26 protein-coding genes are annotated in these 26,758 nt (G+C 65.4%); 19 read left to right on the forward strand and 7 right to left on the reverse strand.

The genetic code is table 11. The annotated features are described in order from the left end of the window. Positions 1–5: 5 nt before the first annotated feature. The 4 genes from queF to ASE31_RS13320 form a co-directional block, all read right to left on the reverse strand. The gene (gene queF, locus ASE31_RS13305; protein ID WP_057202085.1) at positions 6–857 is read right to left on the reverse strand and encodes an NADPH-dependent 7-cyano-7-deazaguanine reductase QueF; all 852 of its coding nucleotides are present in this window, start codon (positions 855–857) and stop codon (positions 6–8) included. 60 nt (positions 858–917) lie between these two features. Next, positions 918–1,817, reverse strand: a complete 900-nt coding sequence (locus ASE31_RS13310; protein ID WP_057202086.1) for a 2OG-Fe(II) oxygenase — start codon at positions 1,815–1,817, stop codon at positions 918–920. Between the two features lie 8 nt (positions 1,818–1,825). Next, complete coding sequence (yaaA, locus tag ASE31_RS13315; protein ID WP_057202087.1) at positions 1,826–2,605, reverse strand: peroxide stress protein YaaA; 780 nt, start codon at positions 2,603–2,605, stop codon at positions 1,826–1,828. A gap of 153 nt (positions 2,606–2,758) precedes the next feature. Then, positions 2,759–5,962, reverse strand: a complete 3,204-nt coding sequence (locus tag ASE31_RS13320; RefSeq protein ID WP_057202088.1) for an Rne/Rng family ribonuclease — start codon at positions 5,960–5,962, stop codon at positions 2,759–2,761. 585 nt (positions 5,963–6,547) lie between these two features. Between ASE31_RS13320 and ASE31_RS13325 the strand changes: the two genes are divergently transcribed. From ASE31_RS13325 to ASE31_RS13340, 4 genes are all read left to right on the forward strand, one after another. Then, positions 6,548–7,558: an RluA family pseudouridine synthase gene (locus tag ASE31_RS13325; RefSeq protein ID WP_057202089.1), complete on the forward strand. Its 1,011-nt coding sequence runs from the start codon at positions 6,548–6,550 to the stop codon at positions 7,556–7,558. 12 nt (positions 7,559–7,570) lie between these two features. Further along, positions 7,571–8,242, forward strand: a complete 672-nt coding sequence (locus tag ASE31_RS13330; RefSeq protein WP_057202090.1) for an HAD family hydrolase — start codon at positions 7,571–7,573, stop codon at positions 8,240–8,242. A 47-nt stretch (positions 8,243–8,289) separates the two neighbouring features. Continuing rightward, positions 8,290–8,667 carry a Rieske 2Fe-2S domain-containing protein gene (locus tag ASE31_RS13335; protein ID WP_057202091.1) on the forward strand — a complete coding sequence of 126 codons (378 nt, stop codon included), beginning with the start codon at positions 8,290–8,292 and terminating at the stop codon, positions 8,665–8,667. 88 nt (positions 8,668–8,755) lie between these two features. Next, positions 8,756–9,796, forward strand: coding sequence for a S49 family peptidase (locus tag ASE31_RS13340; RefSeq protein ID WP_057202092.1), 1,041 nt, complete (start codon positions 8,756–8,758; stop codon positions 9,794–9,796). Here ASE31_RS13340 and ASE31_RS13345 read toward each other — a convergent pair whose 3' ends face one another. Genes ASE31_RS13345 through ASE31_RS13355 form a run of 3 tightly spaced genes read right to left on the reverse strand, consistent with a single transcriptional unit; the run spans position 9,797 to position 12,407 of the window. Further along, entirely contained in the window at positions 9,797–10,981 is a 1,185-nt protein-coding gene (locus tag ASE31_RS13345) for a toxin-antitoxin system YwqK family antitoxin (RefSeq protein ID WP_082604138.1), read from the reverse strand. A gap of 14 nt (positions 10,982–10,995) precedes the next feature. Then, complete coding sequence (locus ASE31_RS13350; protein ID WP_057202093.1) at positions 10,996–11,811, reverse strand: SAM-dependent methyltransferase; 816 nt, start codon at positions 11,809–11,811, stop codon at positions 10,996–10,998. Next, positions 11,808–12,407: a Maf family nucleotide pyrophosphatase gene (locus tag ASE31_RS13355; protein WP_057202094.1), complete on the reverse strand. Its 600-nt coding sequence runs from the start codon at positions 12,405–12,407 to the stop codon at positions 11,808–11,810. The genes ASE31_RS13350 and ASE31_RS13355 overlap by 4 nt, the downstream gene beginning before the upstream one ends. A 25-nt stretch (positions 12,408–12,432) precedes the next feature. Between ASE31_RS13355 and ASE31_RS13360 the strand changes: the two genes are divergently transcribed. The 15 genes from ASE31_RS13360 (at position 12,433) to lepB (ending at position 26,742) form a co-directional block, all read left to right on the forward strand. Beyond that, a complete protein-coding gene (locus ASE31_RS13360) occupies positions 12,433–12,984 on the forward strand; it encodes a DUF177 domain-containing protein (RefSeq protein WP_057202095.1) in 552 nt (183 codons plus the stop codon). Positions 12,985–13,082: 98 nt separating this feature from the next. Next, positions 13,083–13,265 (forward strand): 50S ribosomal protein L32, encoded by a 183-nt coding sequence (gene rpmF / locus ASE31_RS13365; RefSeq protein ID WP_005794249.1) that lies wholly within the window; start codon positions 13,083–13,085, stop codon positions 13,263–13,265. Between the two features lie 108 nt (positions 13,266–13,373). Continuing rightward, entirely contained in the window at positions 13,374–14,429 is a 1,056-nt protein-coding gene (gene plsX, locus ASE31_RS13370; protein WP_057202096.1) for a phosphate acyltransferase PlsX, read from the forward strand. Further along, the gene (locus ASE31_RS13375) at positions 14,429–15,406 is read left to right on the forward strand and encodes a beta-ketoacyl-ACP synthase III (protein WP_057202097.1); all 978 of its coding nucleotides are present in this window, start codon (positions 14,429–14,431) and stop codon (positions 15,404–15,406) included. The genes plsX and ASE31_RS13375 overlap by 1 nt, the downstream gene beginning before the upstream one ends. Before the next feature lie 57 nt (positions 15,407–15,463). Further along, positions 15,464–16,414: an ACP S-malonyltransferase gene (gene fabD, locus ASE31_RS13380; protein ID WP_057202098.1), complete on the forward strand. Its 951-nt coding sequence runs from the start codon at positions 15,464–15,466 to the stop codon at positions 16,412–16,414. After that, the gene (gene fabG / locus ASE31_RS13385; protein WP_057202099.1) at positions 16,411–17,157 is read left to right on the forward strand and encodes a 3-oxoacyl-ACP reductase FabG; all 747 of its coding nucleotides are present in this window, start codon (positions 16,411–16,413) and stop codon (positions 17,155–17,157) included. The genes fabD and fabG overlap by 4 nt, the downstream gene beginning before the upstream one ends. A gap of 103 nt (positions 17,158–17,260) precedes the next feature. After that, complete coding sequence (gene acpP / locus ASE31_RS13390) at positions 17,261–17,500, forward strand: acyl carrier protein (protein WP_003058049.1); 240 nt, start codon at positions 17,261–17,263, stop codon at positions 17,498–17,500. 48 nt (positions 17,501–17,548) lie between these two features. Continuing rightward, positions 17,549–18,793, forward strand: coding sequence for a beta-ketoacyl-ACP synthase II (gene fabF, locus ASE31_RS13395; protein WP_057202100.1), 1,245 nt, complete (start codon positions 17,549–17,551; stop codon positions 18,791–18,793). Between the two features lie 89 nt (positions 18,794–18,882). Next, positions 18,883–19,386 (forward strand): hypothetical protein, encoded by a 504-nt coding sequence (locus ASE31_RS13400; protein ID WP_157412462.1) that lies wholly within the window; start codon positions 18,883–18,885, stop codon positions 19,384–19,386. 13 nt (positions 19,387–19,399) lie between these two features. Beyond that, positions 19,400–20,029 carry an RNA polymerase sigma factor RpoE gene (gene rpoE / locus ASE31_RS13405; protein ID WP_057202102.1) on the forward strand — a complete coding sequence of 210 codons (630 nt, stop codon included), beginning with the start codon at positions 19,400–19,402 and terminating at the stop codon, positions 20,027–20,029. Between the two features lie 58 nt (positions 20,030–20,087). After that, a complete protein-coding gene (locus ASE31_RS13410; RefSeq protein ID WP_057202103.1) occupies positions 20,088–20,744 on the forward strand; it encodes a sigma-E factor negative regulatory protein in 657 nt (218 codons plus the stop codon). 192 nt (positions 20,745–20,936) lie between these two features. Next, entirely contained in the window at positions 20,937–21,860 is a 924-nt protein-coding gene (locus tag ASE31_RS13415) for a MucB/RseB C-terminal domain-containing protein (RefSeq protein ID WP_235514442.1), read from the forward strand. A 115-nt stretch (positions 21,861–21,975) separates the two neighbouring features. Then, positions 21,976–23,445 carry a Do family serine endopeptidase gene (locus tag ASE31_RS13420; RefSeq protein WP_057202559.1) on the forward strand — a complete coding sequence of 490 codons (1,470 nt, stop codon included), beginning with the start codon at positions 21,976–21,978 and terminating at the stop codon, positions 23,443–23,445. Between the two features lie 520 nt (positions 23,446–23,965). Further along, positions 23,966–25,774, forward strand: a complete 1,809-nt coding sequence (gene lepA / locus ASE31_RS13425; RefSeq protein ID WP_057202105.1) for a translation elongation factor 4 — start codon at positions 23,966–23,968, stop codon at positions 25,772–25,774. Next, positions 25,774–26,742, forward strand: a complete 969-nt coding sequence (gene lepB / locus ASE31_RS13430) for a signal peptidase I (RefSeq protein ID WP_057202106.1) — start codon at positions 25,774–25,776, stop codon at positions 26,740–26,742. The genes lepA and lepB overlap by 1 nt, the downstream gene beginning before the upstream one ends. Positions 26,743–26,758: the final 16 nt, after the last annotated feature.

Genomic DNA, 26,758 nt, shown 5'->3' on the forward strand with positions numbered 1-26,758 from the left:
GGGAGTCACTGCCTTGCCGTGCGTACGTTGCCCGGCAGGGCCTGCGGGTGGCTGGTGCGCAGCGGGTTGATGTCCAGGCCGCCGCGGCGTGTGTAGCGCGCGTAGACCGTGAGTTTGAGCGGCTTGCAGCGCGTCCACAGGTCCATGAAGATGCGCTCCACGCACTGCTCGTGGAACTCGTTGTGGTTGCGAAAGCTCACCAGGTACTGCAACAGGCCTTCCTGGTCGATGGGGGCACCGGTGTAGCGGATCTGCACGCTGCCCCAGTCGGGCTGGCCGGTCACCAGGCAGTTGCTCTTGAGCAGGTTGCTGGTGAGCACTTCGGTGACGGCGGGCTCGTCGTGCACGGCATGCAGCAACTGCGGCGCAGGCTGGTAGTGGGTGCACTCCACGTCCAGGCGGTCCAGGCTCAGGCCGTCGAGCTCGTGCACGGGTTCCTGGTCAAACAGTTCTGGCAGCAGCAGCCGCACGCCCACGGTGGCCGGGTGTTCAGCTCCGCGCCACACGGCCTCGCTCACGTCGGCACGGATGCGTGCCTGCACCTCGGAGGCATCAGCAAAGCGCGTGTTGTTGAAGCTGTTGAGGTAGAGCTTGAACGACTTGCTCTCGACGATGTTCGGCGTTTCGCAGGGGATGGTGATGTGCGCCAGGGCCACCTGCGGCTTGCCGCGCTGGTTGAGCCACGACAGCTCGAACGCTGTCCACAGGTCGGCGCCGAAAAAGGGCGGTGCGGTGGTGACGCCGATCTCGGCGCGCTTGCCCGCGCGCGGGATGGGGAACAGCAGCGAGGCATCGTACTGGTCCACATAGGCCGAGGCCTTGCCCAACTGGGATTTTTCGGGGGTGTTGTCGTTCATGGAGGGATCCCTTGGTGGCGAGCCTGCGGCGTGCCCGCAGGACTGGCGGCAGGCCTTTGGTTACTTGAATTCGCGTTCGCGCAGCCACTTGGTGGCAATCCACTTCTCGCCGGCGATCACGGGCGCGCCGCCGTGCAGGGTGCGGGTGGAGGGCGCTGCGCGCTCGTAGCTGAAGAACACGGCATTGCCGCGCTGCGGGCCGACTTCGACATGCACGTCGGGGAAGGTGGTGCCGCCGCCTTTTTCGGGCGTGTTGAGGTACATCACCAGGGTGCCCACGCGCTGGCCGCCGCGCTTGAGGATGGTCGCGGTACCGGGCTCGCCCGGGTCGAAGTAGTCGTAGTGCGGCTTGTATTCGGCGCCGGGGCGGTAGTGCAGCACCTGCAGGCCCTCGCCATTCTCGATCGGCCAGTCCAGCAGGCGGGCGATGCGCTCCTCGATGCGCTGCACCACGGGATTTTCGCCGCGCTGGAAGAACATGCCGTCGCTGGTGCGGTCGTCGTTGACTTCCTCGCCGCCGGTCTTGGTGGCCACCGTGAGCGAGCGCGCCATGCGCGGCTCGGCAGCGGCGATCAGGGCATCGCACTCTTCCGGCGAGAGCAGGTTGCCGAAGACCACGATGCGCGGCTTGGCCATCGCCAGCAGAATGCTCACCATGCGGTCGCCGGCATCGATCTGGGCGGGCGATTCACCCATCAGGGGCTCGGGCACCTTCACGGCGGACGGCTGGCCCTGCTGCTCGGCAAGCGCGTTGAGGTGGTCCTGCAGCGTGATTTCCAGCGCCTCGGCGGCTGTGTCCTCGTTCCAGCCGGCATCGCGCATGGACTGCAGCACCACGGGTGCGGCAAAGCCGGCCTCGGCCTGCTCGATGATCCAGCGGCGCAGCTCGGGCGTGATGGCCTGGCGTGCCGCTGCGGCGGTGGTTGCGGTGGACGGCGACTGTTCGGAAGACGATGCCATGGCAGATCTCACTCGTTGGTCTTGCGCCGGAACACCAGGCGCTCGGGTTCTGAGGCGGCGGGAGCAAAAGTGTAGCCCTCCAGGTCAAAGCCCTGGAGGGCATGCGGGGTCGCAAGGCGGTGGGTCACGGCGTAGCGCGCCATCAGCCCGCGTGCGCGCTTGGCGTGGAAGCTGATGATCTTGTAGGTGCCACCCTTCCAGTCCTCGAACACGCATTCGACCACGCGCGCCTTGAGGGCCTTGGTGTCCACCACCTTGAAATACTCCTGCGAGGCGAGGTTCACCACCACCGGCGTGGTGTCGGCCCGCAAGCGCTTGTTCAGGTGCTCCGCGATGCGGCTGCCCCAGAACTGGTAGAGGTTGCTGCCGGCATCGGTGGCCAGGCGTGTGCCCATTTCCAGGCGGTAGGGCTGCATCCGGTCCAGCGGGCGCAGCATGCCGTACAGGCCGCTCAGAATGCACACATGGTCCTGCGCCCATTGCAGGTCTTCGCTGTCCAGCGTGCGCGCATTCAGGCCTTCATAGACGTCGCCGTTGAATGCCAGCAGGGCCTGGCGCGAGTTGGCGGCGGTGAAGCGCGGCCTGAAGGCCTGGTAGCGCGCCACATTCAGGGCCGCGAGCGGGTCGCTCAGCGACATCAGTGTGGCGATGTCCTGGTGCGACTTCTCGCGCAGCACCTTGATCAGGGCCGTGGATTGGGCCACGAACTGCGGCAGCGTGTGCGGCATGTCCGGCGGCAGCGGGGTTTCATAGTCCAGCGATTTGGCGGGAGACAGCAGGAACAGCATGGAGGCGTGGTGGTTCGTCGAGGTCGAACAGAAGGAAAGTGAGACACCGAGGTCGTGGCCGCAAGGATACCGGCATCGGCCGTGCGCCAGCGCAAAGGCGGGGCCCAAAAAGCAAGAAGGCGGCCGAGGCCGCCTTCTTGCGCGCTCACCGCATCAAGCCGCTGGAGGCTGCTCGAAGGGGAGTTTCATCGCCGAGAGGTCGCGGCGGGTTTCCACCAGCACCAGCGGGCCCTCATCGGCCACCACCACGGGTGGACGCTCGCGCGGCACATGGATGGGCTTGGGTTCTGCCGCGATGGCGGCCTGCACGGCAGCGATCTTTGCGGCATCGGAGTTCACCCACTGCAGGCCCGACGATTCGGCGACCTGCTGCAGCGCATCCAGTGGCAGCGTGAACGCCTGCACACGGGGCAGACCCGCTGCGGGGGCCGGCGCTGCCACGGGGGCGGCGGCTGCAGGCGCAGGGGCCGCTACCGGTGCTGCCACAGGTGCTGCTATGGGGGCGGGGGCCTGTACCACCGGTGCGGGGGCTGCCACGACCGGTGCAGCAGCAGGAGCCGGGGCCGGTGCGACGGGAGCGACGGCCACAGGGGCCGGGGCGCTCTCTTGCACTGGAGCCGCGACAGGTGCCGCCACGGGCGCTGCGGCTTCGGTGGCGGCAGCAGGGGCTGCTGCGCTGAAGTAGCTGCGGCGTGGTGGCTCGTCCTGGGGCTCGGCCGTTGCTGTGGCCGGTACATTCGAGGTATCGAAGTCCAGCAGGGGGGCTGCCGGTGCTGCGGCAGCTTCGGCGCCATCGCGTGGACCGCGCTCACCGCGTTCACGGCGGTCACGGCCATAGCGGTCGCGCGAGCGGCGCTCACGGCGCTGCTCTTCAGTGCCTGCGGCTGCGGACTCGTTGCCCGTCAGGTCCAGATCAGGCAGCAGCGCCAGCGGCGAGGTGTCGGCAAAGTCGCCTGCCGGTGCAGCGGCTTCCGTGCCCTCGGCGTTGCGGGGCGCACGCTCGCCACGTTCGCGGCGGCCGGTGCCGTCGCCGCGCTCGCGGCGGGGGCCGCGCTCGCCACGTTCACTGCGCGGTGCCTGGCCGGCGGCGGCGTCGGCGCCACTGCCGATCGGGCCTTCCACCTGGGCACCGGCGACTGCCGCTGCCTGCTCGCCATTCAGGGCGGCGCCATTGGCCTGGTTGCGGCCTTCGCTGTCGTTGCGGCCACCACGGCCGTTGCGGCCGCCGCGTCCTTCACGTCCCTCGCGGCCTTCACCCTCGGGGCGGCGCTCGCCGCCTTCGCGCGGTGGGCGGCTGCCCTGGACTTCGGCGTCGCGGGGTGCACGGCCTTCGGCCGGGCGTTCGCCACGGCGGCCACGTCCTTCTGTGGCGCCATCGCGGTTGCCGCCTTCACGGCCGCCACCTTCGCGCTGGCCATCGCTGCGGCCGGGCGCATCGCGGTTGCTGCGGCGTCCGCCACGGCCTTCGCCGCGGCCATCACGGCGGGGTTCGCGGGCGGTGGTTTCCGCGGCGGGTGCGGCTGCTGGTGCAGGGGCCGCCACCGGTGCAGGTGCTGCCGCCGGTGCGCCACCAAAGCCGAACAAGCCCTTGATGAAGGCAAGAATCCCTTGCTCCTGAGGTGCAGCAGGCGCTGCCGCAGCGGGTGCCGGTGCGGGCGTGGGCGCAGCAACTGGCGTGGCCGCAGGGCGCTGGCCCTGGCCGGCGCGCGGTGGGCGGGCCGCGCCTTCGGGGCGGGGCTCGACCTGCGGTGCCGGTGCGTCGGGCAGCACGCCCTTGATCACCGGGGTCTGCTTGTTGGTGGGCTCCTGCGAGCGGCGCGTCACGGCCGTGGGGTCTTCCACTTCTTCGGCGAGCTTGTAGCTGGCTTCGATGTGGTCCAGGCGCGGGTCGTCGTGCTTCAGGCGTTCCAGGCGGTAGTTGGGGGTTTCCAGCGTCTTGTTGGGAACCATCAGCACGGCCACGCGTTGCTTGAGCTCGATCTTGGCGATTTCGGTGCGCTTTTCGTTCAGCAGGAACGAAGCCACTTCCACCGGCACCTGGCAGTGCACGGCGGCCGTGTTGTCCTTCATCGACTCTTCCTGGATGATGCGCAGGATCTGCAGCGCCGAGGATTCGGTGTCGCGGATGTGGCCCGAGCCGCCGCAGCGTGGGCAGGGGATGGACGAGCCTTCGGACAGCGCGGGCTTCAGGCGCTGGCGGCTCATTTCCATGAGGCCGAACTTGCTGATGGTGCCGAACTGCACGCGGGCGCGGTCCTGGCGCAGCGCGTCGCGCAGGCGGTTTTCCACTTCGCGGCGGTTCTTGCTCTCCTCCATGTCGATGAAGTCGATCACGATCAGGCCGCCCAGGTCGCGCAGGCGCATCTGGCGGGCCACTTCGTCGGCGGCTTCCAGGTTGGTGCGCGTGGCGGTTTCCTCGATGTCGCCGCCCTTGATGGCGCGGGCCGAGTTCACGTCCACGCTGACCAGCGCTTCGGTGTGGTCGATCACGATGGCGCCGCCCGAGGGCAGTTGCACGGTGCGGGCGTAGGCCGATTCGATCTGGTGCTCGATCTGGAAGCGGCTGAACAGGGCGGCGTCGTCGCGGTAGCGCTTCACGCGGGCGGCATGCTCGGGCATGACGTGCGCCATGAACTGCTGCGCCTGTTCGTAGATGTCGTCGGTATCGATGAGGATGTCACCGATGTCGTTGTTGAAGTAATCGCGGATCGCGCGGATGACGAGGCTCGATTCCTGGTAGATCAGGAAGGCGCCCTTGCCACCCTTGGCCGCGCCGTCGATGGCGTTCCACAGCTTGAGCAGGTAGTTCAGGTCCCACTGCAGCTCGGGCGCGGTGCGGCCGATGCCGGCGGTGCGCGCGATGATGGACATGCCATTGGGGTACTCCAACTGGTCCATCGCCTCCTTGAGCTCGGCGCGGTCCTCGCCCTCGATGCGGCGCGAAACGCCACCGCCACGGGGGTTGTTGGGCATCAGCACCACGTAGCGGCCGGCCAGCGAGACGAAGGTGGTCAGGGCCGCGCCCTTGTTGCCGCGCTCTTCCTTTTCGACCTGGACCAGCAGTTCCTGGCCTTCGCGGATCACTTCATTGATGCGCGCCTGGCTGGGCGAGACGCCCGGGGCGAAGTAGCTGCGCGAGATTTCCTTGAACGGCAGGAAGCCGTGGCGGTCTTCGCCGTAGTCGACGAAGCAGGCCTCCAGCGAGGGCTCGACGCGTGTGACGACGGCCTTGTAGATGTTGCCCTTGCGCTGTTCGCGCCCTTCGATCTCGATCTCGTAGTCGAGGAGCTTTTGTCCGTCGACGATGGCCAGGCGCCGCTCTTCGGGCTGCGTGGCGTTGATGAGCATCCGCTTCATGATGCGTTTCCTTCTTGTGTTTCGCGGAGGGCAGCGGCGCAGCCAACACAGCTGCAGCGGGCTGCCACCCGCAGTTCCAAAACAATGAACAAGCTCTACAGGAGCTGTGAATGCCTGGACTGACGCATCGAAACGAAGGGAATTGCCGGGGATGCCGAAAGCCTGCCGCGCGTTAGCGCGGCAGCGAAAGGCAGGGGCGCATGGAAGGGGGCGAGTGGGAGAGGCGCAGTTTTGCCACGAACAAGGTGGCTGGTTGCGCTGGCCGGACGGTCGTTGCAGGCAATTGCGCGCGCATGGCCAGGGGCATGCGCCACCGCCACAAGGTCACAATCCAAGCCATCAACAACCACATGCTCGCTTCGATCCGCTGACAGACCCTGCCCTGGTGGGGCGCATCTGCCAGCTTGGGGGATTCCGTATCAGTGTTTCAATCTGTCAGCCCGCCGGCTGGCACCCAGGCCATTGCAGGCATCTGGCCTGCAATCTGCGTGGGCGACACCCGCTGGCATCGACCTGCCTGCGCCCGTGTTGTGATCGCGTGGACTAAACTCCAGACAAATCAACCACTTACACAGCAACGCGCAGGTGAAACACATTATAGGGGGCAAACCGCCGTCCGGCCCCGCCCCGGCTTCCAACCCGCCCGCCGCCCGGCTCGTCGAGGTCGATGAGGACTCTGCAGGCCAGCGCCTCGATAACTTTTTGATACGCCACCTCAAGGGCGTGCCCAAGACGCATGTCTACCGCATCATCCGCAGCGGCGAGGTGCGCATCAACAAGGGCCGCGCCAGCGCCGATACCCGCGTGGAAGCGGGCGATCTGGTGCGCCTGCCGCCCGTGCGCATCTCCGAGAAGGTGGCCGAGAAGGCCGAGCGGCCTGCGCCCGCGCGCGAATTCCCCATCCTGCTCGAAGATGAGCACGTGATCGCAATCGACAAGCCTGCGGGTGTGGCCGTGCATGGCGGCAGCGGGGTGAGCTTTGGCGTGATCGAGCAGCTGCGCCAGGCGCGACCCACCGCGAAGTTCCTGGAGCTGGTGCACCGGCTGGACCGGGACACCTCGGGCATTTTGCTGGTGGCCAAGAAGCGCTCGGCGCTCACCCACCTGCAGGACCAGTTCCGCGAGCGCGAAACCGGCAAGACCTACCTGGCGCTGGTCACCGGGGTGTGGACCGCCAGCAACAAGGTCATCGACCTGCCACTGCACAAGTATTTGCAGGCCGATGGCGAGCGCCGCGTGCGCGTGACCACGGCCGACGACCCTGACGGCATGCGCTCGATCACCCTGGTCAAGGTGCGCCAGGCCGTGCCGGCGCGCCAGGAACAGGGCCTGCCGGCCATGACGCTGCTGGAGGTGACGATCAAGACCGGGCGCACGCACCAGATCCGGGTGCACTTGGCGAGCCAGGGCCACGCCATCGTCGGTGACGACAAGTACGGCGATTTCGAGTTGAACAAACGCTTGCAGAAGCTGGGCATGCGGCGCATGTTCCTGCACGCGTGGCGGTTACAGTTCAACCACCCGGCCAGTGGCGAGCGCGTGGCGCTCAACGCCCCACTGCCGCCCGAGCTGGCCGATTTCGTACCCTCTGCCTGAGTGCCTTGCCCCATGCGTCCCACGTCCCGCCCCCGCCGTTTCGACCTGATTGCCTTTGACTGGGATGGCACCCTGTTCGACTCCACGCAGATCATCGTGCGCTGCATCCAGGCGGCCGTGAAGGACGTGGGCGGCACCGTGCCCACGGACCAGGCGGCCTCGTACGTGATCGGCATGGCCCTGATGCAGGCGCTGGCCCATGCCGCGCCCGACGTGCCGCCCGAAAAGTACCCGGAGCTGGCCAATCGCTACCGTTTTCACTATGTGCAACACCAGGACGACCTGAGCCTGTTCGAGGGCGTGCTGCCGATGCTGGCCGACCTGCGCGATGCCGGGCACCTGATCACGGTGGCCACGGGCAAGAGCCGGCGCGGCCTGGACGATGTGCTGCATTCCAAGGACCTCAAGGGCGTGTTCGACGGTTCGCGCACGGCCGACCAGACGGCCGGCAAGCCCCACCCGCTGATGCTGCAGGAGCTGATGGCTGAGTTCGACGTGCTGCCCGAGCGCGTGCTCATGATCGGCGACACCACGCACGACCTGCAGATGGCGCTCAACGCCGGCTGTGCCAGCGTGGGCGTGAGCTATGGGGCGCACGAGCCCGACGCCTTCCACGTGCTGCAGCCGCTGGCCGTGGCGCATTCGGTGCGCGAGCTGCACGACTGGCTGCGGGCCAACGGATAGCCTCTTCATCGGTCACTTTCTTCATCTGCCACTGCCGTTGTCCTCCCATGAGCACTGCCGAGCCTGCCTCCATTCCCTTGTGCAACAGCGCCGATCTGGTGGATGGCGGGCTGGCGGTGCCCTTTGATGTGAAATACGCGGGCCAGACCTGCAGGGCCTTTGCCATTCGCTACAGCGGGGCGCCGCATGCCTACCTCAACCGCTGCACGCATGTGGCGATGGAGATGGACTACCAGCCCGACCGGTTTTTCGACGATTCCGGCAACTGGCTGCTGTGCGCCACGCATGGCGCGGCCTACCTGCCCGACACGGGCCAGTGCGCGGGCGGGCCGTGCAGGGGCGGGCTGGTGAAGATAGCCCTGTCGGAGTCCGATGGTGCAGTGCACTGGCATACTGCATACAACCTCCAGCCCGTCGAGTTTTAGGGGCGTTCCCTGGCTCGTCCTGTTTTTTGCATATTTGCCTGTGGCGGCCTGCCCGCCAAGGGCCGCATGGTGTCTCAAAAGGCCTGAAATGACCGATCCCCAACAGCCTGGAATCCCGGGTTCCGACAAGAATTTCCCCCCGTCGCAGGACCTGTGGTCGCAATCAGCCGCCCCGTCCGGCGCCCGCGCGGCTGTGCAGGAGCCTGGGTGGGAGCGCGCCACGCTGGAGAAGCTGGCCTTTGCGGCCCTCAGCGAGCAGCGCTCGGCCCGCCGCTGGAAGATCTTTTTCCGCTTTGCCTGGTTGCTGCTGATCGTTGCGCTGGCCTGGGGCGCCATGCGCCAGGCATCGACCGGCGCGAGCAAGAGCACGCCGCACACGGCGGTGGTGGACATCAAGGGCGAGATCGCCTCGGGTGCCGAGGCCAGTGCCGAGTTCGTGGTGGCCGCCATGCGCAGCGCCTTCGAGGACGAAGGCTCTCAGGCCGTGGTGCTACTGATCAACTCGCCGGGCGGCAGCCCGGTGCAGGCCGGCATCATCAACGACGAGATCGTGCGCCTGAAGGCCAAGTACAACAAGCCGGTGTATGCCGTGGTCGAGGAGACCTGTGCCTCGGCCGCCTATTACATCGCTGCGGCGGCGGATGAAATCTTCGTGGACAAGGCCAGCATCGTGGGCAGCATCGGCGTGCTGATGGATGGCTTTGGCTTCACCGGCATCATGGAAAAGCTCGGTGTCGAGCGCCGCCTGCTCACGGCAGGCGAGAACAAGGGGTTCCTCGATCCCTTCAGCCCCCAGACCGAAAAGCAGCGCGAATACGCGCAGGCCATGCTCAACCAGATCCACCAGCAGTTCATCGGCGTGGTGAAGGCTGGCCGGGGCGACCGGCTCAAGGTCACGCCCGAAACCTTCAGCGGCCTGTTCTGGACCGGCCAGCAGGCCGTGGAGATGGGCCTGGCCGACAAGCTCGGCAACCTCGACTACGTGGCGCGCGAGGTGGTCAAGGCCGAGGAGATCATCGACTACACGCGCCGTGACAACGTAGCCGAGCGCCTGGCCAAGCGCTTCGGCGCGGCCATGGGCATCGGCGCCGCCAAGGCGATGATGTCTGCCGGGCCGCAGCTGCGCTGATCAGGAATCCAGTCCGCCAGCCTTGCGCTGGCGCGATCCGTCTTCCAGGATGGTGTCGTCGGCCAGCAGCTTGCCGGATTCGTCCCACTGCTTGCGCGCTTCCAGCCGCGTGCGGCCCCGGTTGTCCGGTGCCGTGTATCGGTCTTCCTGGGCCACGCGGCCATTGGCGTGGAACTGCTGCTGAATGCCGGTGCGCTGCTGCTGTTCGGTGAGCAGTTCCCGGCGCGTGAGCCGGCCCTCGTCATCGCGCAGTTCGCGCTGGATGCGGGTGGACTCCCCGATGCCGGTCATCGTCGAGCGTTCGCGTGCTGCCCCGTTGAGGTACCAGCGCTCAAGCAGCACTTCGCGCCTATCGGCATAGCCATGCTGTTCGATCAGCTGGCCCGTGCTGCCAAAACGGCGCAGGCTGTGCAGCGGGCCGCGCGTGTCGCGCAGGAAGCGCTGCTCATCTGGCGTGAAGATGCGCTCTTCGCGCAGCACGCTCTTGCCGCCTTCGGTGAAAAAGCTGCGGTGCACGCGCCGCCCTTCCTCGTAGAGCATCTGCTGCGCCACCACGCCATCGCTCGTCCATTCGGTGGACAGCAGCAGCCGGCCCTGGTCGTAGCGCACCTGGCCGGCCTTGGTGCCAGCACTGGTATACAGCGGGGTGTCCGCAGCGCCTTCGAAGCCGCAGGGCTTGCGGTCTTCGGGCAGGACGCTGGCGCGCGGGCACTGCAGCCGCGTGGGCTGGCCGGTAGCGTTGTATTCGATGACGAACTGCTCCTGCCCTCCCGTATGGAAAGAAAGGCGTTCGGGCCGGCCATTGGCATCGAAGCGGCGCACTGCCCCGACCGTGCTGCCGTTCTCGGCGAATTCCTCGCGCTTGAGCTGTCCGTTGGGCCAGAACTCGGCCACGCGGCCCTGGCTGTTGCCGCGCTCGTTCACGCTGCGCTCGCGCGTGAGCTTGCCTTCGCGGTCGAAAAAGCGCTCCCGGCCCAGGTACTTGCCGTCCTTGAGTTCCTGCTCGCGCTGCAGCTGGCCGGTGTTTTCGTCGCGGCAGCGCAGCAAGCCGGTCAGGCCCGCGGTCTCGGCGCCGTTGGACGGGTTGACGCTCTTGCCGTTGAATTCGCAGCGGACGATGGCGTGTGCGCCCGTGGCACAGGTGCCCAGGGCAAGGAGCAGAAGGGCTGCTGAGAGGCTTTGCATGGCATGGAGCGGGCTCAGCGGCCCAGGGCAAACACGATGGGGGTGCGGTTGCTGGGTACCAGGGGGTGGGCGCGCCACTGGCGCACGAGCTGGCTGCGGATCTGGGCGCTGGGCAGCGTCAGGCCACTGGCCAGTGCCAGGCGGGTGTGGGGCTGAAGGGTCTGCACCAGGGCCTGCCAGAGCGCGGGGTTGCGGTAGGGCGTCTCGATGAACAGCTGGGTCTGGCCGGTCTTGAGGGCCAGGGATTCGAGCTCGCGGATGCGCTGCGTGCGTTCCTGCCCGTCCTGTGGCAGGTAGCCGGCAAAGGCAAAGCTCTGGCCGTTCAGGCCGCTTGCGGACAGCGCCAATAGCAGCGAGACTGGGCCGACCAGTGGCACCACGAGAATGCCCAGGTCGTGCGCGGCGCGCACCACGGACGATCCCGGGTCGGCCACCGCCGGCATGCCGGCCTCGCTGACCAGGCCCATGGCGTGGCCAGCCAGTGCCGGGGTCAGCAGGGGCTTGGCGTCGAACGTGGCGGAGCCCTTGTCGCCGTGGTCGCCTTTCTTGTGCACCTCGCGTGGTAGCTCGGTGATCTGTTGCTGCTGCAGAGGTGTTGCCAGTGGGTGCAGGGCATCGATGCGCTTCAAATATGCGCGGGTGCTCTTGGCGTTCTCGCAGATCCAGTGGGTGAGCTGCGCGGCCTGCTGCAGGGTGCCGGCGGGCAGGGCGTCCTGCAGGGGGGCTTCCACCTCGCAGCCGAAGTCGAGGGGGGCGGGTACCAGGTACAGCGTGCCGCTGGCGGCGGCGCCTGATGGTGCATCCGTGGGGGTGGCGGGGCGGGTGCTCATGGCAGAACCACTCCGGCAGCGCGCAGCATGCGGCAGGTGCGGATCAGCGGCAGGCCGATGAGGGCTGTGGGGTCGTCGCTGTGGATGGCGTCGAGCAGGGCGATGCCCAGGCCTTCGCTCTTGGCGCTGCCGGCGCAGTCGTAGGGCTGCTCGGCGCGCAGGTAGCGCTCGATTTCGTCGTCCGACAGGTCGCGAAAGCGCACTTCCACGGGGGCGATGTCCACCTGCTCGAAGCCGCTGGCCTGGCACACGGTGGCCACGGCGGTCTGGAAGATGACTGTCTGTCCGCGCATCTGGCGCAGCTGCTGAACGGCGCGCTCGTGGGTGCCGGGCTTGCCCAGCGGCTGGCCGGCCAGGTCGGCCACCTGGTCGGAGCCGATGACCACGGCCTCGGGATAAAGATGTGCCACGGCCCGGGCCTTGGCCAAAGCCAGGCGCAAAGCCAGATCGCGCGGGGCCTCGCCCGCGCTGGGGGTTTCGTCCACATCGGGAGAGGCGACCTCGAAAGGCAGGTTCAGGCGCGAGAGCAGTTCGCGGCGGTAGCGCGAGGTGGAGCCCAATACCACAGGGCGTTGCAGGGCAGGGGATTGATGCATTCGCTGATTCTCTTACACTGCCGCCATGACCAAGGAATTCTCAGTGGACCGGCTCGACGTCAAAGCGTTTGCTTTGGCCGGCGCGCGCCTGGCCGGCCATGATTCCCTTTTGAAGTATGAGCGCCTGGCCCAGGAGGCCCGGGGGCTGCACCCCGACCTGCTGGTGGACTGGCAGGCGCAGGGAGAGGTGCGCACGGCGCTTGGCGGCGCAGGCCAGGTGTGGCTGGTGCTCAAGGTGCGTGCGTCCTTTCCCATGGAGTGCCAGCGCTGCCTCACGCCGGTGGATGTGCTGCTGGAGGTGGACCGCGCGTTTCGCTTCGTGGCCGACGAGGCTACCGCCGAAGCCCTCGACGACGAGAGTGAAGAGGACTTGCTGGCAATGACCCGTGAGTTCGACCTGCACGAGTTGATCGAGGACGAATTGCTCATGGCGCTGCCCGTGGTGCCCAAGCATGACGAGTGCCCGACGGCTGTGCCGCTGGCATCGACGGACGATGACTTCGAGGCGGCAAGCGCCGACAAGCCCAATCCTTTTGCAGCGTTGGCAGGCCTCAAGAAAGACCGCAAGGGACACTGAATCCATTTGGGATATAATCGAGGGCTTCGCGCGAATCCCCTCGTGTCTTCTATGGGCTCATCGCGTATTTACCAACCTATTTAAGACCAGGAGCCATCATGGCCGTTCAGCAAAACAAAAAGTCCCCTTCCAAGCGCGGTATGCACCGCTCGCACAATGCCCTGAATGTGCCAGGCATTGCAGTGGAGCCCACCACCGGCGAAACCCACCTGCGCCACCACATCAGCCCCAACGGTTTCTACCGCGGCCGCCAGGTGCTCAAAAACAAGTCTGAAGCCTGATCTTCAGTACCCTTCAAAGGCCCGTAGCTACGGATTCTGTAGCGCGGGCCTTTGTTTTGACCGTTGTATCCATCTTCCGGCCAGCGCAGTTGGCCGGACAAGTCGCCCATGATCACACTGGCTGTTGACTGCATGGGGGGCGATCACGGCCCCCGCGTCACGCTCGCGGCGTGCCGTCAGTTCCTTGGCAATCACCCGGATGCCCGCTTGCTGCTGGTCGGCCTGGCGGACAGCCTGAAGGATTTTTCCCATGACCGCGCCACCATCGTCCCCGCCACCGAGGTGGTGGCCATGGACGATCCGGTCGAGGTGGCCCTGCGCCGCAAAAAAGACTCTTCCATGCGCGTGGCCATCCAGCAAGTCAAGGATGGAACTGCGGGAGCGGCGGTTTCTGCTGGCAACACCGGTGCCCTGATGGCCATTGCGCGCTATCTGCTCAAGACCCTGGACGGCATCGACCGGCCTGCCATTGCCACCCAATTGCCCAACAACCAGGGGCGCGCCACCACGGTGCTCGACCTGGGTGCCAATGTGGACTGCTCGGCAGAGCATCTGCTGCAGTTTGCGGTGATGGGTTCGGCCCTGGTGTCTGCCTTGCGCGATGATGGCGGCGAGCCCACCGTTGGGTTGCTCAATATTGGTGAAGAGATCATCAAAGGCAGCGAAGTCATCAAAAAAGCGGGTGAACTGCTGAGATCTGCTGCCGAAGCGGGCGATCTCAATTTCTACGGCAACGTCGAAGGCAATGACATCTTCAAGGGCACGGTGGACATCGTGGTCTGTGACGGATTTGTCGGCAACGTGGCGCTCAAGGCCAGCGAAGGGGTGGCTGCGATGGTGATAGGAGGGCTCAAAAATGAGTTTTCTCGCAACATTTTCACAAAAGCTGCTGCTATCGTTGCCTATCCGGTGCTAAAGGCGCTCATGATCCGCATGGATTATCGGCGCTACAACGGCGCGGCACTTTTGGGGTTGCGCGGACTGGTGTTCAAGAGCCATGGCTCGGCCGATGCCATGGCCTTCGAGCAGGCCTTGAACCGGGCGTATGATGCAGCCCGCAACAACCTGCTCGACCGTGTCCGGACCCGGATTGCGCATGCGGCGCCGCTCCTGGCCCCTGCCGATGCCCAGCCCAGGCCTGCTGCGGCGACGACGACACATTAATGAGACGCTATTCCCGCATCACCGGCACTGGCAGCTATCTGCCACCGCGCCGGCTCACGAATGCCGACCTCGTGGCCGAGTTGGCCCGCGCTGGCATCGAAACCTCGGACGAGTGGATCGTTGAGCGCACGGGGATCCGGGCGCGGCATTTCGCCGCCTCTGATGTGACGGCCAGCGACCTGGGTCTCGAAGCAGCTCGCAATGCCTTGCAGGCTGCGGGCCTGCAAGCGCAGGACATCGACCTGATCATCGTCGCCACGTCCACGCCGGACATGGTGTTTCCCTCGGTCGCTTGCATCCTGCAGCACAAGCTGGGTGCCAATGGCTGCCCGGCGTTCGATGTGCAGGCCGTGTGCAGCGGTTTCGTCTATGCATTGGCCGTAGCCGATTCGATGATCCAGACCGGCGCGGCGAACCGTGCCCTGGTGATTGGCGCCGAAGTCTTCAGCCGCATCCTCGACTTCAAGGACCGGACCACCTGCGTGCTGTTCGGTGATGGTGCCGGTGCCGTGGTGCTGGAGGCGTCCGAGACGCCCGGCATCCTGTCGAGCGACCTGCATGCCGATGGCAAGCATGTCGGCATCCTGTGCGTGCCGGGCAATGTCTCGGGTGGCCAGGTGCTGGGCGACCCGGTGCTCAAGATGGACGGCCAGGCCGTGTTCAAGCTGGCCGTGGGCGTGCTGGAAAAGGCCGCCCATGCCGCGCTGGCCAAGGCGGGCATGACCGAAGCCGATGTGGACTGGCTGATCCCCCACCAGGCCAACATCCGCATCATGCAGGGCACGGCCCGCAAGCTCAAGCTGTCGATGGACAAGGTGGTGGTCACGGTGGACCAGCATGGCAACACCTCGGCAGCGTCGATTCCCCTGGCGCTCGACCATGCGGTGCGCAGCGGGCAGGTCAAGAAGGGTGAAACGCTGCTGCTGGAAGGCGTGGGCGGTGGATTCACCTGGGGTGCCGTGCTCCTGAAGCTGTAGCCCGCCGCCTTTTGGGCGGCCTGCAGAACCCGATTCCTCTTATCTATCTGTGCTGGCATGAAGTCATTTGCATTTGTTTTTCCCGGGCAGGGCTCGCAGTCGGTCGGCATGCTCGATGGCTGGGGTGGCCACCCTGCGGTTGCCGAGACCCTGCGTGAGGCCTCGGATGCCCTGGGCGAGGACATTGCCCTTTTGATCAAGGCAGGCCCCAAGGAGGCGCTGGCCCTGACCACCAACACGCAGCCTGTGATGTTGGCCGCCGGTGTGGCGGCATGGCGCGTGTGGCGTGCCGAGGGTGGTGCGGCGCCCGTCGCGCTGGCTGGGCACTCGCTGGGTGAGTATTCGGCGCTGGTTGCGGCAGGTGTGCTGACGCTGTCGCAGGCTGCGCCCCTGGTGCGTCTGCGCGCTGCCGCCATGCAGGAGGCTGTGCCTGTGGGTACCGGTGCCATGGCGGCCATTCTTGGCATGGATGCGGCCAAGGTCATCGCCGGTTGCGCCGAAGCGGTGGCCACATTTGGCCCTGGCAGCGCCGAGGTGGTGGAGGCCGTGAATTTCAACGACCCCATCCAGACCGTGATCGCCGGTACCAAGGCGGCGGTGGACAAGGCCTGCGAGGTGCTCAAGGCCGGCGGCGCCAAGCGTGCGCTGCTGCTGCCGGTGTCGGCGCCTTTCCATTCGAGCCTGATGAAGCCCGCAGCCGACAAGCTGCGCGAGGCCCTGGCTGCGGTGGTGCTGGCGGCGCCCGCCATTCCCGTGGTCAACAACGTGGATGTGGCAGTGCACAGCGATGCCGACGCGATCCGCGACGCCTTGGTGCGCCAGGCCTTTGGCGCCGTGCGCTGGGTGGAGTGCGTGCAGGCGCTCAAGGCGCGCGGCGTGACGCACATTGTGGAGTGTGGCCCCGGCAAGGTGCTGGCGGGTCTGACCAAGCGCATCGACCCCGAGTTGGTCGGTGCTGCAGTATTTGACACGGCCTCGCTGGCCGAAGCACGGGAGTTGCTGGCATGACGGATTCTGTTCAACCCACCCAGGTGGCCCTGGTCACTGGCGCATCGCGCGGCATTGGCGCGGCGATCGCGCTGGAGCTGGCCGTGCGCGGCTACCAGGTGGTCGGCACGGCCACTACCGATGACGGCGCTGCCCGCATTTCGGCGGCCCTGGCGGCCTACCCGGGCTCCAAAGGGGTCAATCTGAACGTGAACGACGGTGCGGCCATCGAGGCCACCATCGATGCCATCGTGAAACAGCAGGGTGGCCTGCACGTGCTGGTGAACAACGCCGGCATCACGCGCGACACCCTGGCCATGCGCATGAAGGACGACGATTGGGATGCGGTGTTGGACACCAACCTCAAGGCGGTCTTTCGCGTGAGCCGCGCCGCCATCCGTCCCATGATGAAGCAGCGCTTCGGGCGCATCATCAGCATCACCAGCGTGGTCGGTGCATCGGGCAACCCAGGCCAGGCCAACTACGCGGCCGCCAAGGCCGGCGTGGCCGGCATGACGCGCGCATTGGCGCGTGAACTGGGCAGCCGCAGCATCACGGTGAACTGCGTGGCCCCTGGATTCATCGAGACCGACATGACCGCCGGCCTGCCCGAAGAGCAGCAAAAAGCCCTGCAAACGCAGATCGCTTTGGGTCACCTTGGCAAGCCTTCGGACATCGCACACGCGGTCGCCTACCTCGCATCTCGCGAAGCGGGCTATGTGACCGGGCAGGAGTTGCATGTCAATGGCGGCATGTACATGTAATTATTGAAAGATAACGCCGGTTCATCCGGACGGCGGGCTGCTGAGGGGCTTCTCCTTAAGCGGCTAGAATCGCGGATTCATTCACAACCCCCAGAGGGAAACCATGAGCGATATCGAAGCACGCGTCAAAAAAATCATTGCCGAACAACTCGGTGTGGAAGAGTCCCAAGTCACCAATGAAAAGGCCTTCGTGGCAGACCTCGGTGCCGACTCGCTCGACACCGTGGAACTGGTGATGGCCTTGGAAGACGAGTTCGGCATCGAGATCCCTGACGAAGACGCCGAGAAGATCACGACGGTGCAAAACGCCATCGATTACGCCAACACCCATCAGAAGGCCTGAGCCGGCGCACTGCGCCTGACTTGAGCGATCAGCAGAAGGTTTTTACGCATGAGCCGTCGTCGCGTTGTCGTGACCGGCCTGGGTTGCGTCAGCCCCGTGGGAAACACGGTGGCCGATGCCTGGGCCAATGTCCTCGCTGGAAATTCCGGCATTGACCTCATCACCAAGTTCGATGCGTCGAACTTTTCCTGCAAGATCGCAGGGGAGGTCAAGGGGCTTGACCTGGAGTCGTACATCAGCGCCAAGGACGCGCGCGCGATGGACGCCTTCATCCATTTCGGCATTGTCGCGGCAGCGCAGGCCATACAGGATGCCGGGCTGCCCACCGGAGAGGCGCTGGACGACGAGTTCGCCACGCGCATCGCCTGCGTGATCGGATCCGGAATCGGCGGCCTGCCGCTGATCGAGGACACCCATGCCGAGCTGACCAACCGCGGACCACGGCGTATCACGCCGTTCTTCGTGCCGGCATCCATCATCAACATGGTGGCGGGCCATGTGTCCATGCGTTTTGGCTTCAAGGGCCCGAACCTGGCGGTGGTGACCGCCTGCACGACGGGCCTGCACTGCATTGGCGAAGGCGGGCGCATGATCGAGTACGGCGATGCCGATGTGGTGGTCGCTGGCGGTACGGAATCGACGGTGTCCCCGTTGGGCATTGGTGGCTTTGCCGCGATGCGTGCGCTGTCCACCCGCAACGATGACCCCAAGACGGCGTCGCGCCCCTGGGACAAGGACCGTGACGGCTTCGTGCTGGGTGAGGGTGCGGGGGTGCTGGTGCTCGAAGAGTACGAGCACGCCAAGGCCCGTGGCGCCAAGATCTATGCCGAGCTCAGCGGCTTTGGCATGAGTGCCGATGCCGGGCACATGACCGCGCCGAACATGGACGGCCCGCGTCGCGCCATGATCAGCGCCATGCGCAATGCCGGCATCAATCCCGGCGATGTGGGTTACCTGAACGCGCACGGAACCTCCACACCCCTGGGCGACCTCAACGAGACCAATGCCATCAAGGCGGCCCTCGGCGAAGCCGCATACAAGACGGTGATCAGTTCCACCAAGTCGATGACGGGCCACCTGCTCGGCGGGGCGGGCGGGATCGAAAGCGTGTTCACCGTGCTGGCACTGCACCACCAGAAGGTGCCGCCGACCATCAACCTGTTCAACCAGGATCCCGAGTGCGATCTCGATTACTGCGCCAACACGGCCCGTGATGTGAAGATGGACTATGCGCTCAAGAACAACTTCGGCTTCGGCGGGACCAACGGTTCCCTGGTATTCAAGCGGGTTTGACGGCTTGATGCCAGTGCCCTTGCGGGTACTGGCATGCTGTTTGCGGCAAACTGCAGGACGATGATGCACCTGCATTCCCCCTCCTTTCCATGAATTCCATGGCGCGCCAGGCCCCTGCCGTGCGCTTGCCCGTGCGGCGCAGCCGCGCCGTGGGCGCTGTGCTGGCCGCCGTGGCGCTGGCCGGTGCTGCGGTGCTTTGGGCCTGGTGGCTGCTGGGGGCCGGGCAGGGGCTGATCCCTGCACTGGCCGGTTCGAGCGCCTGGCTGGCCGCCGTGGCAGGTGCCTGGCACTGGTGGCTGGGCCAGTTTTGCGGAGAGTTGCATTGGGATGGCCAGCAGTGGTGGCTGGATGCGTTGCTTCCAGGAACCTCGCCGGTGATGCTGCAAGGTGCTCCAGAGGTGCAGTGGGACCTGCAAGGCCACTTGTGGGTATGCGTCCAGGAGGCGCAAGGCCGTCAGCGCTTCTGGCTATGGCTGGAGAGCCGCCAGCAGCCCGAGCGGTGGACCGATCTGCGCCGTGCGGTATATTCGCGCGCCGGAACGGGCACTGTGAGTGCCGGAGAGTTCGCGCCGATCCACAGCCGAGAGGCGTGAACCCAGAGATTCGATGACAGCCCAAACGCCGCCTCCCACACCCGACAACAGCGATCTTCTCCTGGTGGAGCGCGCGGTGGCGGGCGATCAGCGGGCGTTCGAGCTGCTGGTCATCAAGTACCAGCGCCGTATCGAGCGCCTGATCGGCCGCATGGTGCGCGACACCGACATCATCCCGGACATCGCGCAGGAAACCTTCATCCGCGCCTACCGGGCCTTGCACCAGTTCCGGGGCGACGCCCAGTTCTATACCTGGCTGTACCGGATTGCCGTCAATACCGCCAAGAAGGCGCTGATGGACATGAAGCGCAACCCGGTGATTTCAGAAAATGCCTTGAGGGGCTCTGACGATGAAGATGAAACTTCTCGTGTCGGGCATGAACTAACCAGCGACGAGACCCCTGAAACGGTGCTGGCTGCCCAGGAAATCGCCCAGGCGGTAAATGCTGCCATGGAGGCGCTGCCCGAGGATTTGCGCCAGGCAGTGACGCTGCGCGAGATCGAGGGGCTCAGTTACGAAGAGATCGCTGCTGCCATGGGCTGCCCCATTGGCACGGTGCGGTCGCGTATTTTCCGCGCGCGGGAGGCGATTTCGGCCCGCGTGCGCCCGATGCTGGAAAACCAGACGGGCAAAAGGTGGTGATGGTGCGGTGTACGGCAAGGGTAAAGCAGTGTCTGGTGACGGATATGCAGGTGAGACCATGAACAATGATGTGATGACGACGAAGCGCGAACAGATTTCGGCGTTGGCCGATGGCCAGTTGCATGGCGATGCGTTTGCGGATGCCATCGCCTGCACAGGCGATGACGAAGGGCTGGCCACATGGCAGCTCTACCACCTGGTGGGTGATGTGCTGCGCTCGAACGAGCTGGCGCGTGCCGACAGTGGCAATGTGCTGCTCTCGCGCCTGCGCGAACAGATGGCCCAGGAGGCGCCGGTGCGGCGCCCGGCCGCGTTGGTACCCGAACCGGCCCTGGGTGTGGTGGCGCAAGCCCGGTTGCCTGCGGCCAATGCCTCGGTGTTTCGCTGGAAGATGGTGGCGGGGGTGGCCTCGCTGGCTGCCGTGGCGGCCATCGGGTGGTCTTCCGTCGGCATGCTGCAGGGCGGCAGCGGGGTTTCGGGGGCCCAGATGGCTTCTGTGGGAGCGCCTGTGATCCAGACTGCTCCGGCACCGCAGGGTGTCACGCAGTCGGGCTCCATGATCGCCGTGGCCGAGAACGAAGGCCAGCAGGTGATGATCCGCGATCCGCGCCTGGACGAGCTCCTGGCGGCCCACAAGCAGTTTGGCAGCACGTCCGCGCTGCAGATGCCTGCGGGCTTCCTGCGCAATGCCACCTTTGCCACGCCCAGCCGCTGAATTTGCCTGACCTGACGCGCCACAATGGGATGGATCTCTGACTTTGCCCTGGCGCATGCCGCCGCACGGGTGTGGCGGCGTGCTGCGATCGCTGGCCTGGCCTTGTGGCTGTGCGCTGGCTTGTGGCCTGCTCCAGCGCATGCGCAGTCTGCGCAGAGTTCGGTAGCGTCCGCGTTGCCGCCCCTGTCTCCGGTGAGTCCCGTGCGCGACATCGGCCAGTGGATAGAGCGCATGCACCAGGCGCCCCGCAATCGCCCCTATGTCGGTACCTTCGTGGTGCTGTCCTCCTCGGGCGCGATGTTCAGCTCGCGCATCTGGAATGCCTGTGACGGCAAGCAGCAACTGGAGCGGGTGGATGGCCTGAGCGGCACGCCGCGCAAGGTGTTCCGGCGCGACGGTGAAGTGCGCACCTTCTTGCCAGAGGAGCGCACGGTGCGCACCGAGCGCGGTGACGCGCGCGGGCTGTTCCCGCAGTTGCCGTCGGTGCAGGGCACGTCCCTGGCCAGGCACTATGAGGCCCAGGTGCTGGGCCAGGAGCGCGTGGCCGGCCTGGATGCGGACGTGGTCTGGTTCAAGCCGCTGGATCCCCTGCGTTTCGGCTACCGCATCTGGAGCGAAAAGGAGTCGGGCCTGGTGGTCAAGTTGCAGACCCTGGCGACCGATGGCCGGGTGCTGGAGCAGGCGGCCTTTTCCGAACTCGACCTCAATGCCACCGTGCCTCTGGACAAGCTTTCGCGCATGATGGACGACGTATCGGGCTACAAGGTGATTGCCCCTGCGGCGGTGAAGACCACGGCGCTGGAAGAGGGTTGGCGCATGCGCCAGCCGGTGGCCGGCTTTGTGCCGCAAAGCTGCCACAAGAGGCTGGCGGCTGCGGGGCCCGCAGAGGCGTTGCCGGTGCTGCAGTGCCTGTACTCCGATGGCCTGGCGACTGTGTCGTTGTTCATCGAGCCCTTCGATGTGAAACGGCATGGCGCACAAGGCCAGTTGGGCAGTGTGGGCGCCACGCAGATGCTGGGCCAGCGCATGGCCTCCGATGCCTGGGTGACGGCCGTCGGTGAGGTGCCCATGCAGACGCTGCGCCTTTTCGTCGGTGCATTGGAGCGCGCGCGCTGACCTGGCGCGGCGAACAGCCCTGGTACTGCGTGGTTTTCGGGAACCAAATGCAGGCCCGCCTCTTCACAGGCTGTGACACTCTTTTTCGCGTTCCCCACAATTTGAAAGGTCGATGATGCCCAAGTTTGATTGGAGTATGCTGCGCGCCCTCGCCGTTTCGGGCGTGGTGGCGACGGTGGCCAGCGTGGCGGTGCTGCCCCAGGGCGCGGCCATGGCGCAGTCTGCCGTGGTCCGGGGCTTGCCGGACTTCACTGACCTGGTGGACCAGGTTGGTCCGTCGGTGGTGAACATCCGAACGCGCGAGAAGGCGTCCGAGCGTTCGGGCGCCAACGGCATGGACGAGGAGATGGCGGAGTTCTTCCGCCGCTTCGGCGTGCCGATTCCCAACGTGCCGCGCCAGCAGCGCCCTCAGCGTCCGCAGCAGGATGAGGAGGCGCAACCGCGCGGCGTGGGCTCGGGCTTCATCCTCACGGCCGATGGCTTCGTGATGACCAATGCGCACGTGGTCGAGGGGGCCGATGAGGTCATCGTTACGCTCACCGACAAGCGCGAGTTCAAGGCGCGCATCGTGGGTGTCGACAAGCGCACCGACGTGGCCGTGGTCAAGATCGAGGCCACCGGGTTGCCGGCTGTGAAGGTGGGCGACGTGAGTCGCCTCAAGGTGGGTGAGTGGGTCATGGCCATCGGCTCGCCCTTCGGCCTGGAAAACAGCGTGACCGCCGGCATCGTGAGCGCCAAGCAGCGCGACACGGGCGACTACCTGCCCTTCATCCAGACCGACGTGGCCATCAACCCCGGCAATTCCGGTGGCCCGCTGATCAACATGCGCGGCGAGGTGGTGGGGATCAACAGCCAGATCTACTCGCGTTCGGGTGGTTTCATGGGCATCTCGTTTGCGATCCCGATGGACGAAGCGATCCGCGTCAGCGAGCAGTTGCGCTCGTCGGGCCGCGTGACCCGGGGCCGCATTGGCGTGCAGATCGGCGCGGTGAGCAAGGACGTGGCCGACGCGATTGGTCTGGGCAAGTCGCAGGGTGCAATGGTGACGGGGGTGGAGTCGGGCTCGCCGGCCGACAAGGCCGGGGTCGAGGCAGGGGACATCATCACCCGCTTCGACGGCAAGCCCATCGAGAAGGTGGCCGACCTGCCGCGCCTGGTGGGCAACACCAAGCCCGGTACCAAGAGTGCCATCACGGTGTTCCGCCGCGGCAGCGCGCGCGACCTGACCATCACCATCGCCGAAATCGAACCCGACAAGCCGGTCGCCAAGGCCGTGGAGCGCGAGGAGAAGCCCAAGGCGTCGGCGGCAGCCCAGCAACTGGGTCTTTCCGTGCTTGAACTCACCGATGCACAGAAGAAGGAACTCAAGCTCAAGGGCGGCGTGGCCGTGGCATCGGCCACCGATGCCGCTGCGCGGGCGGGCCTGCGTGAAGGCGATGTGATTCTGTCTGTGGCCAATACGGAGATCGCGGGCCTCAAGGACTTCGAGTCGGTCGTGTCCAAGGCGGACAAGAGCAAGCCCTTGAGTCTGCTCTATCGCCGCGGCGAGTGGGCCCAATATGCGGTGATCCGCCCTCTGCGCTGAAGGAGGAGGTGGCCGAATTCCAGATGGGCAAAGGGGTAGTCCCATGGGCTATTCCCTCGGTATTTGATGGGTTTTCCCAAATAACTCCCTGGAGGCGGGCCCCTGCTGCGGCCCTGAAAAAAACTTAGAGGTTAGCTTTCGCTAACTTCCGGAACGGGGCATCAACCAGTTTCGATAGAATGCAGGGGTCTGTTCAACCGTTATGTGCATATTGAACGGTTCCTGCTCCACCATGCGGGATGCACCGTGTTCATGCACAGCTGATCCACAGCTCACCCACAAGTTGTTCATCATCGCGCGGACTGAATCTGTGAATAAACTGTGTATAAAATCCCTGTTGCAGTCAGGCAACGACCCTTTTCGTGCCAGTGCCGGGCTGCTTCCGACCCGCTTTTTGCCTACAATGAAGATCCAACTATCGCAGTTGCCAATGATTGTTGGTTCAGGGCGCGTCGCCACTCGACGCGCCCTTTTTTCTTGTGCGCGCCGTTTTAATTCAATTACTTGACGCTTCCCGTTGATGAACCACATCAGAAATTTTTCCATCATTGCGCACATCGACCATGGCAAGTCGACGTTGGCTGACCGCTTGATCCAGCGATGTGGTGGCCTTGCAGACCGCGATATGGAGGCCCAGGTTCTGGACTCGATGGACATCGAAAAAGAGCGTGGGATAACCATCAAGGCGCAGACCGCTGCGCTGCAGTACAAGGCCCAGGATGGGCAGGTCTACAACCTCAATCTGATCGACACGCCAGGTCATGTCGACTTCTCGTACGAGGTGAGCCGTTCGCTGTCCGCATGCGAAGGCGCGCTGCTTGTTGTCGATGCCTCGCAGGGCGTGGAAGCACAGACCGTGGCCAACTGCTACACCGCGCTGGACCTCGGTGTGGAAGTGGTGCCGGTGCTCAACAAGATGGACCTGCCCAATGCCGATCCAGAGAATGCGAAGGCCGAGATCGAGGACGTGATCGGCATCGATGCAGAGCATGCAATTCCCTGCTCGGCCAAGACCGGCATGGGCATCGACGAGATCCTCGAAGCCATCGTGGCCAAGGTGCCCGCACCGCGTGGCAATGCCGACGGTCCGCTGCGCGCGATGATCGTCGACAGCTGGTTCGACAGTTACGTGGGCGTGGTGATGCTGGTGCGCGTGGTCGATGGCCGCCTGCTCAAGGGCGAGCGCATCAAGATGATGGCCAGCGAAGCGGTGTACAACGCGGACAACCTGGGCGTGTTCACCCCCGCCAACGAGCCGCGCAACTCGCTTGACGCGGGCCAAGTGGGCTACATCATCGCAGGCATCAAGGAGCTGCAGGCCGCCAAGGTGGGCGACACCATCACGCTGGAAAAGAAGCTGCCCAACAATGCCGGTCCCGCCACTGAAGCGCTGCCGGGTTTCAAGGAAATCCAGCCCCAGGTGTTTGCAGGCCTGTACCCGACCGAAGCCAGCGAGTACGACTCGCTGCGCGATGCGCTGGAAAAGCTCAAGCTCAATGACGCCTCGCTGCACTACGAGCCCGAGGTCAGCCAGGCGCTGGGTTTCGGCTTTCGCTGCGGCTTCCTGGGCCTGCTGCACATGGAGATCGTGCAGGAGCGCCTGGAGCGCGAGTTCGACCAGGACCTGATCACCACCGCGCCCAGCGTGGTCTACCAGGTGGTCCGCGCCGATGGCGAGACCGTCATGGTCGAGAACCCGTCCAAGATGCCCGACCAGGGCCGCCTGGAAGAGGTGCGCGAGCCCATCGTCACGGTGCACCTGTACATGCCCCAGGACTACGTGGGCCCGGTGATGACGCTGGCCAACCAGAAGCGCGGTGTGCAGATCAACATGGCCTACCATGGCCGCCAGGTCATGCTGACCTATGAGATGCCGCTGGGCGAGATCGTCCTGGACTTCTTCGACAAGCTCAAGTCCGTCTCGCGCGGCTATGCGTCGATGGACTACGAGTTCAAGGAATACCGCGCATCCGACGTGGTCAAGGTGGACATCCTGCTCAACGGCGAGAAGGTCGATGCGCTGTCCATCATCGTGCACCGTTCGCAGTCGCAGTACCGCGGCCGGGCCGTGGTGGGCAAGATGCGCGAGATCATCAGCCGCCAGATGTACGACGTGGCCATCCAAGCCGCCATCGGCGCCAACATTATTGCGCGCGAGACCATCAAGGCCCTGCGCAAGAACGTGCTGGCCAAGTGCTATGGCGGGGACATCTCCCGCAAGCGCAAGCTGCTCGAAAAGCAGAAGGCGGGCAAGAAGCGGATGAAGCAGATCGGTTCGGTCGAGGTGCCCCAAGAGGCCTTCCTCGCCATTTTGCAGGTGGAAGATTGATGCAGTTCATGCAAATTCTCACGGCCGCCATCCTGGCTGCCTTTCTTGGCTACGTGGGGTCCTGGTACTTTGGCCTCATCGAGGGCAATTTTGCGCTGCTGTTGTTCCTGTCCACAGTGGTTACGGGGGCCTTCTGGCTGGCCGAGCGGCTGTACTTCCTGCCGCAGCGCCGCCGTGCAGCCCAGGCGATCGAAGACGCTGCCGTGCAGCGCCGGGCTGAACTGGACCGCATGGGCATCCAGAAGGTGGATCTGGATGTGCAGGAAGCCCAGGGGCGCCTGCTCATGCAGCCTTGGTGGCTGGACTGGACGGCCGGGCTGTTCCCGGTGATCGCAGCGGTGTTCGTGCTGCGCTCTTTTCTATTCGAACCGTTCAAGATTCCCTCCGGCTCGATGATCCCGACCTTGCTGGTAGGCGACCTGATCCTGGTGAACAAGTTCACCTATGGCGTGCGCCTGCCGGTGATCAACACCAAGATCATCGAGGGCAACAAGCCTGCGCGCGGCGATGTCATGGTGTTCCGCTACCCGCCGCAGCCCAGTCTGGACTACATCAAGCGCGTGATCGGCGTGCCGGGCGACGAAGTGGCGTACCTGAACAAGCGCCTCACGATCAACGGGCAGGTGGTGCCCACCACGGCCGTCCCGGATTTTCTGGACGAAGTGAAGTACTACCCGCAACTCGAAGAGCAGATCGATGGCAAGGCACACCGGTTGCTGAACTATCCGGATGCTCCCGCCTTCATCCAGGGTGCGACCAGTTTTGCGTATCGTGACAACTGCCGCTACAGTGTTGAAGGCGTGGTGTGCAAAGTGCCGGAAGGCCACTATTTCATGATGGGGGACAACCGCGACAATTCGCTGGATTCTCGCTATTGGGGCTTTGTGCCCGACGCCAACATTGTGGGCAAGGCCTTTTTCGTCTGGATGAATTTCAGCAACCCCAGGCGCATCGGGTCTTTCCAATGATCCATGGCCTGTTTTA

The sequence above is a fragment of the Acidovorax sp. Root217 genome (assembly GCF_001428645.1).
Classification (GTDB): domain Bacteria; phylum Pseudomonadota; class Gammaproteobacteria; order Burkholderiales; family Burkholderiaceae_C; genus Acidovorax.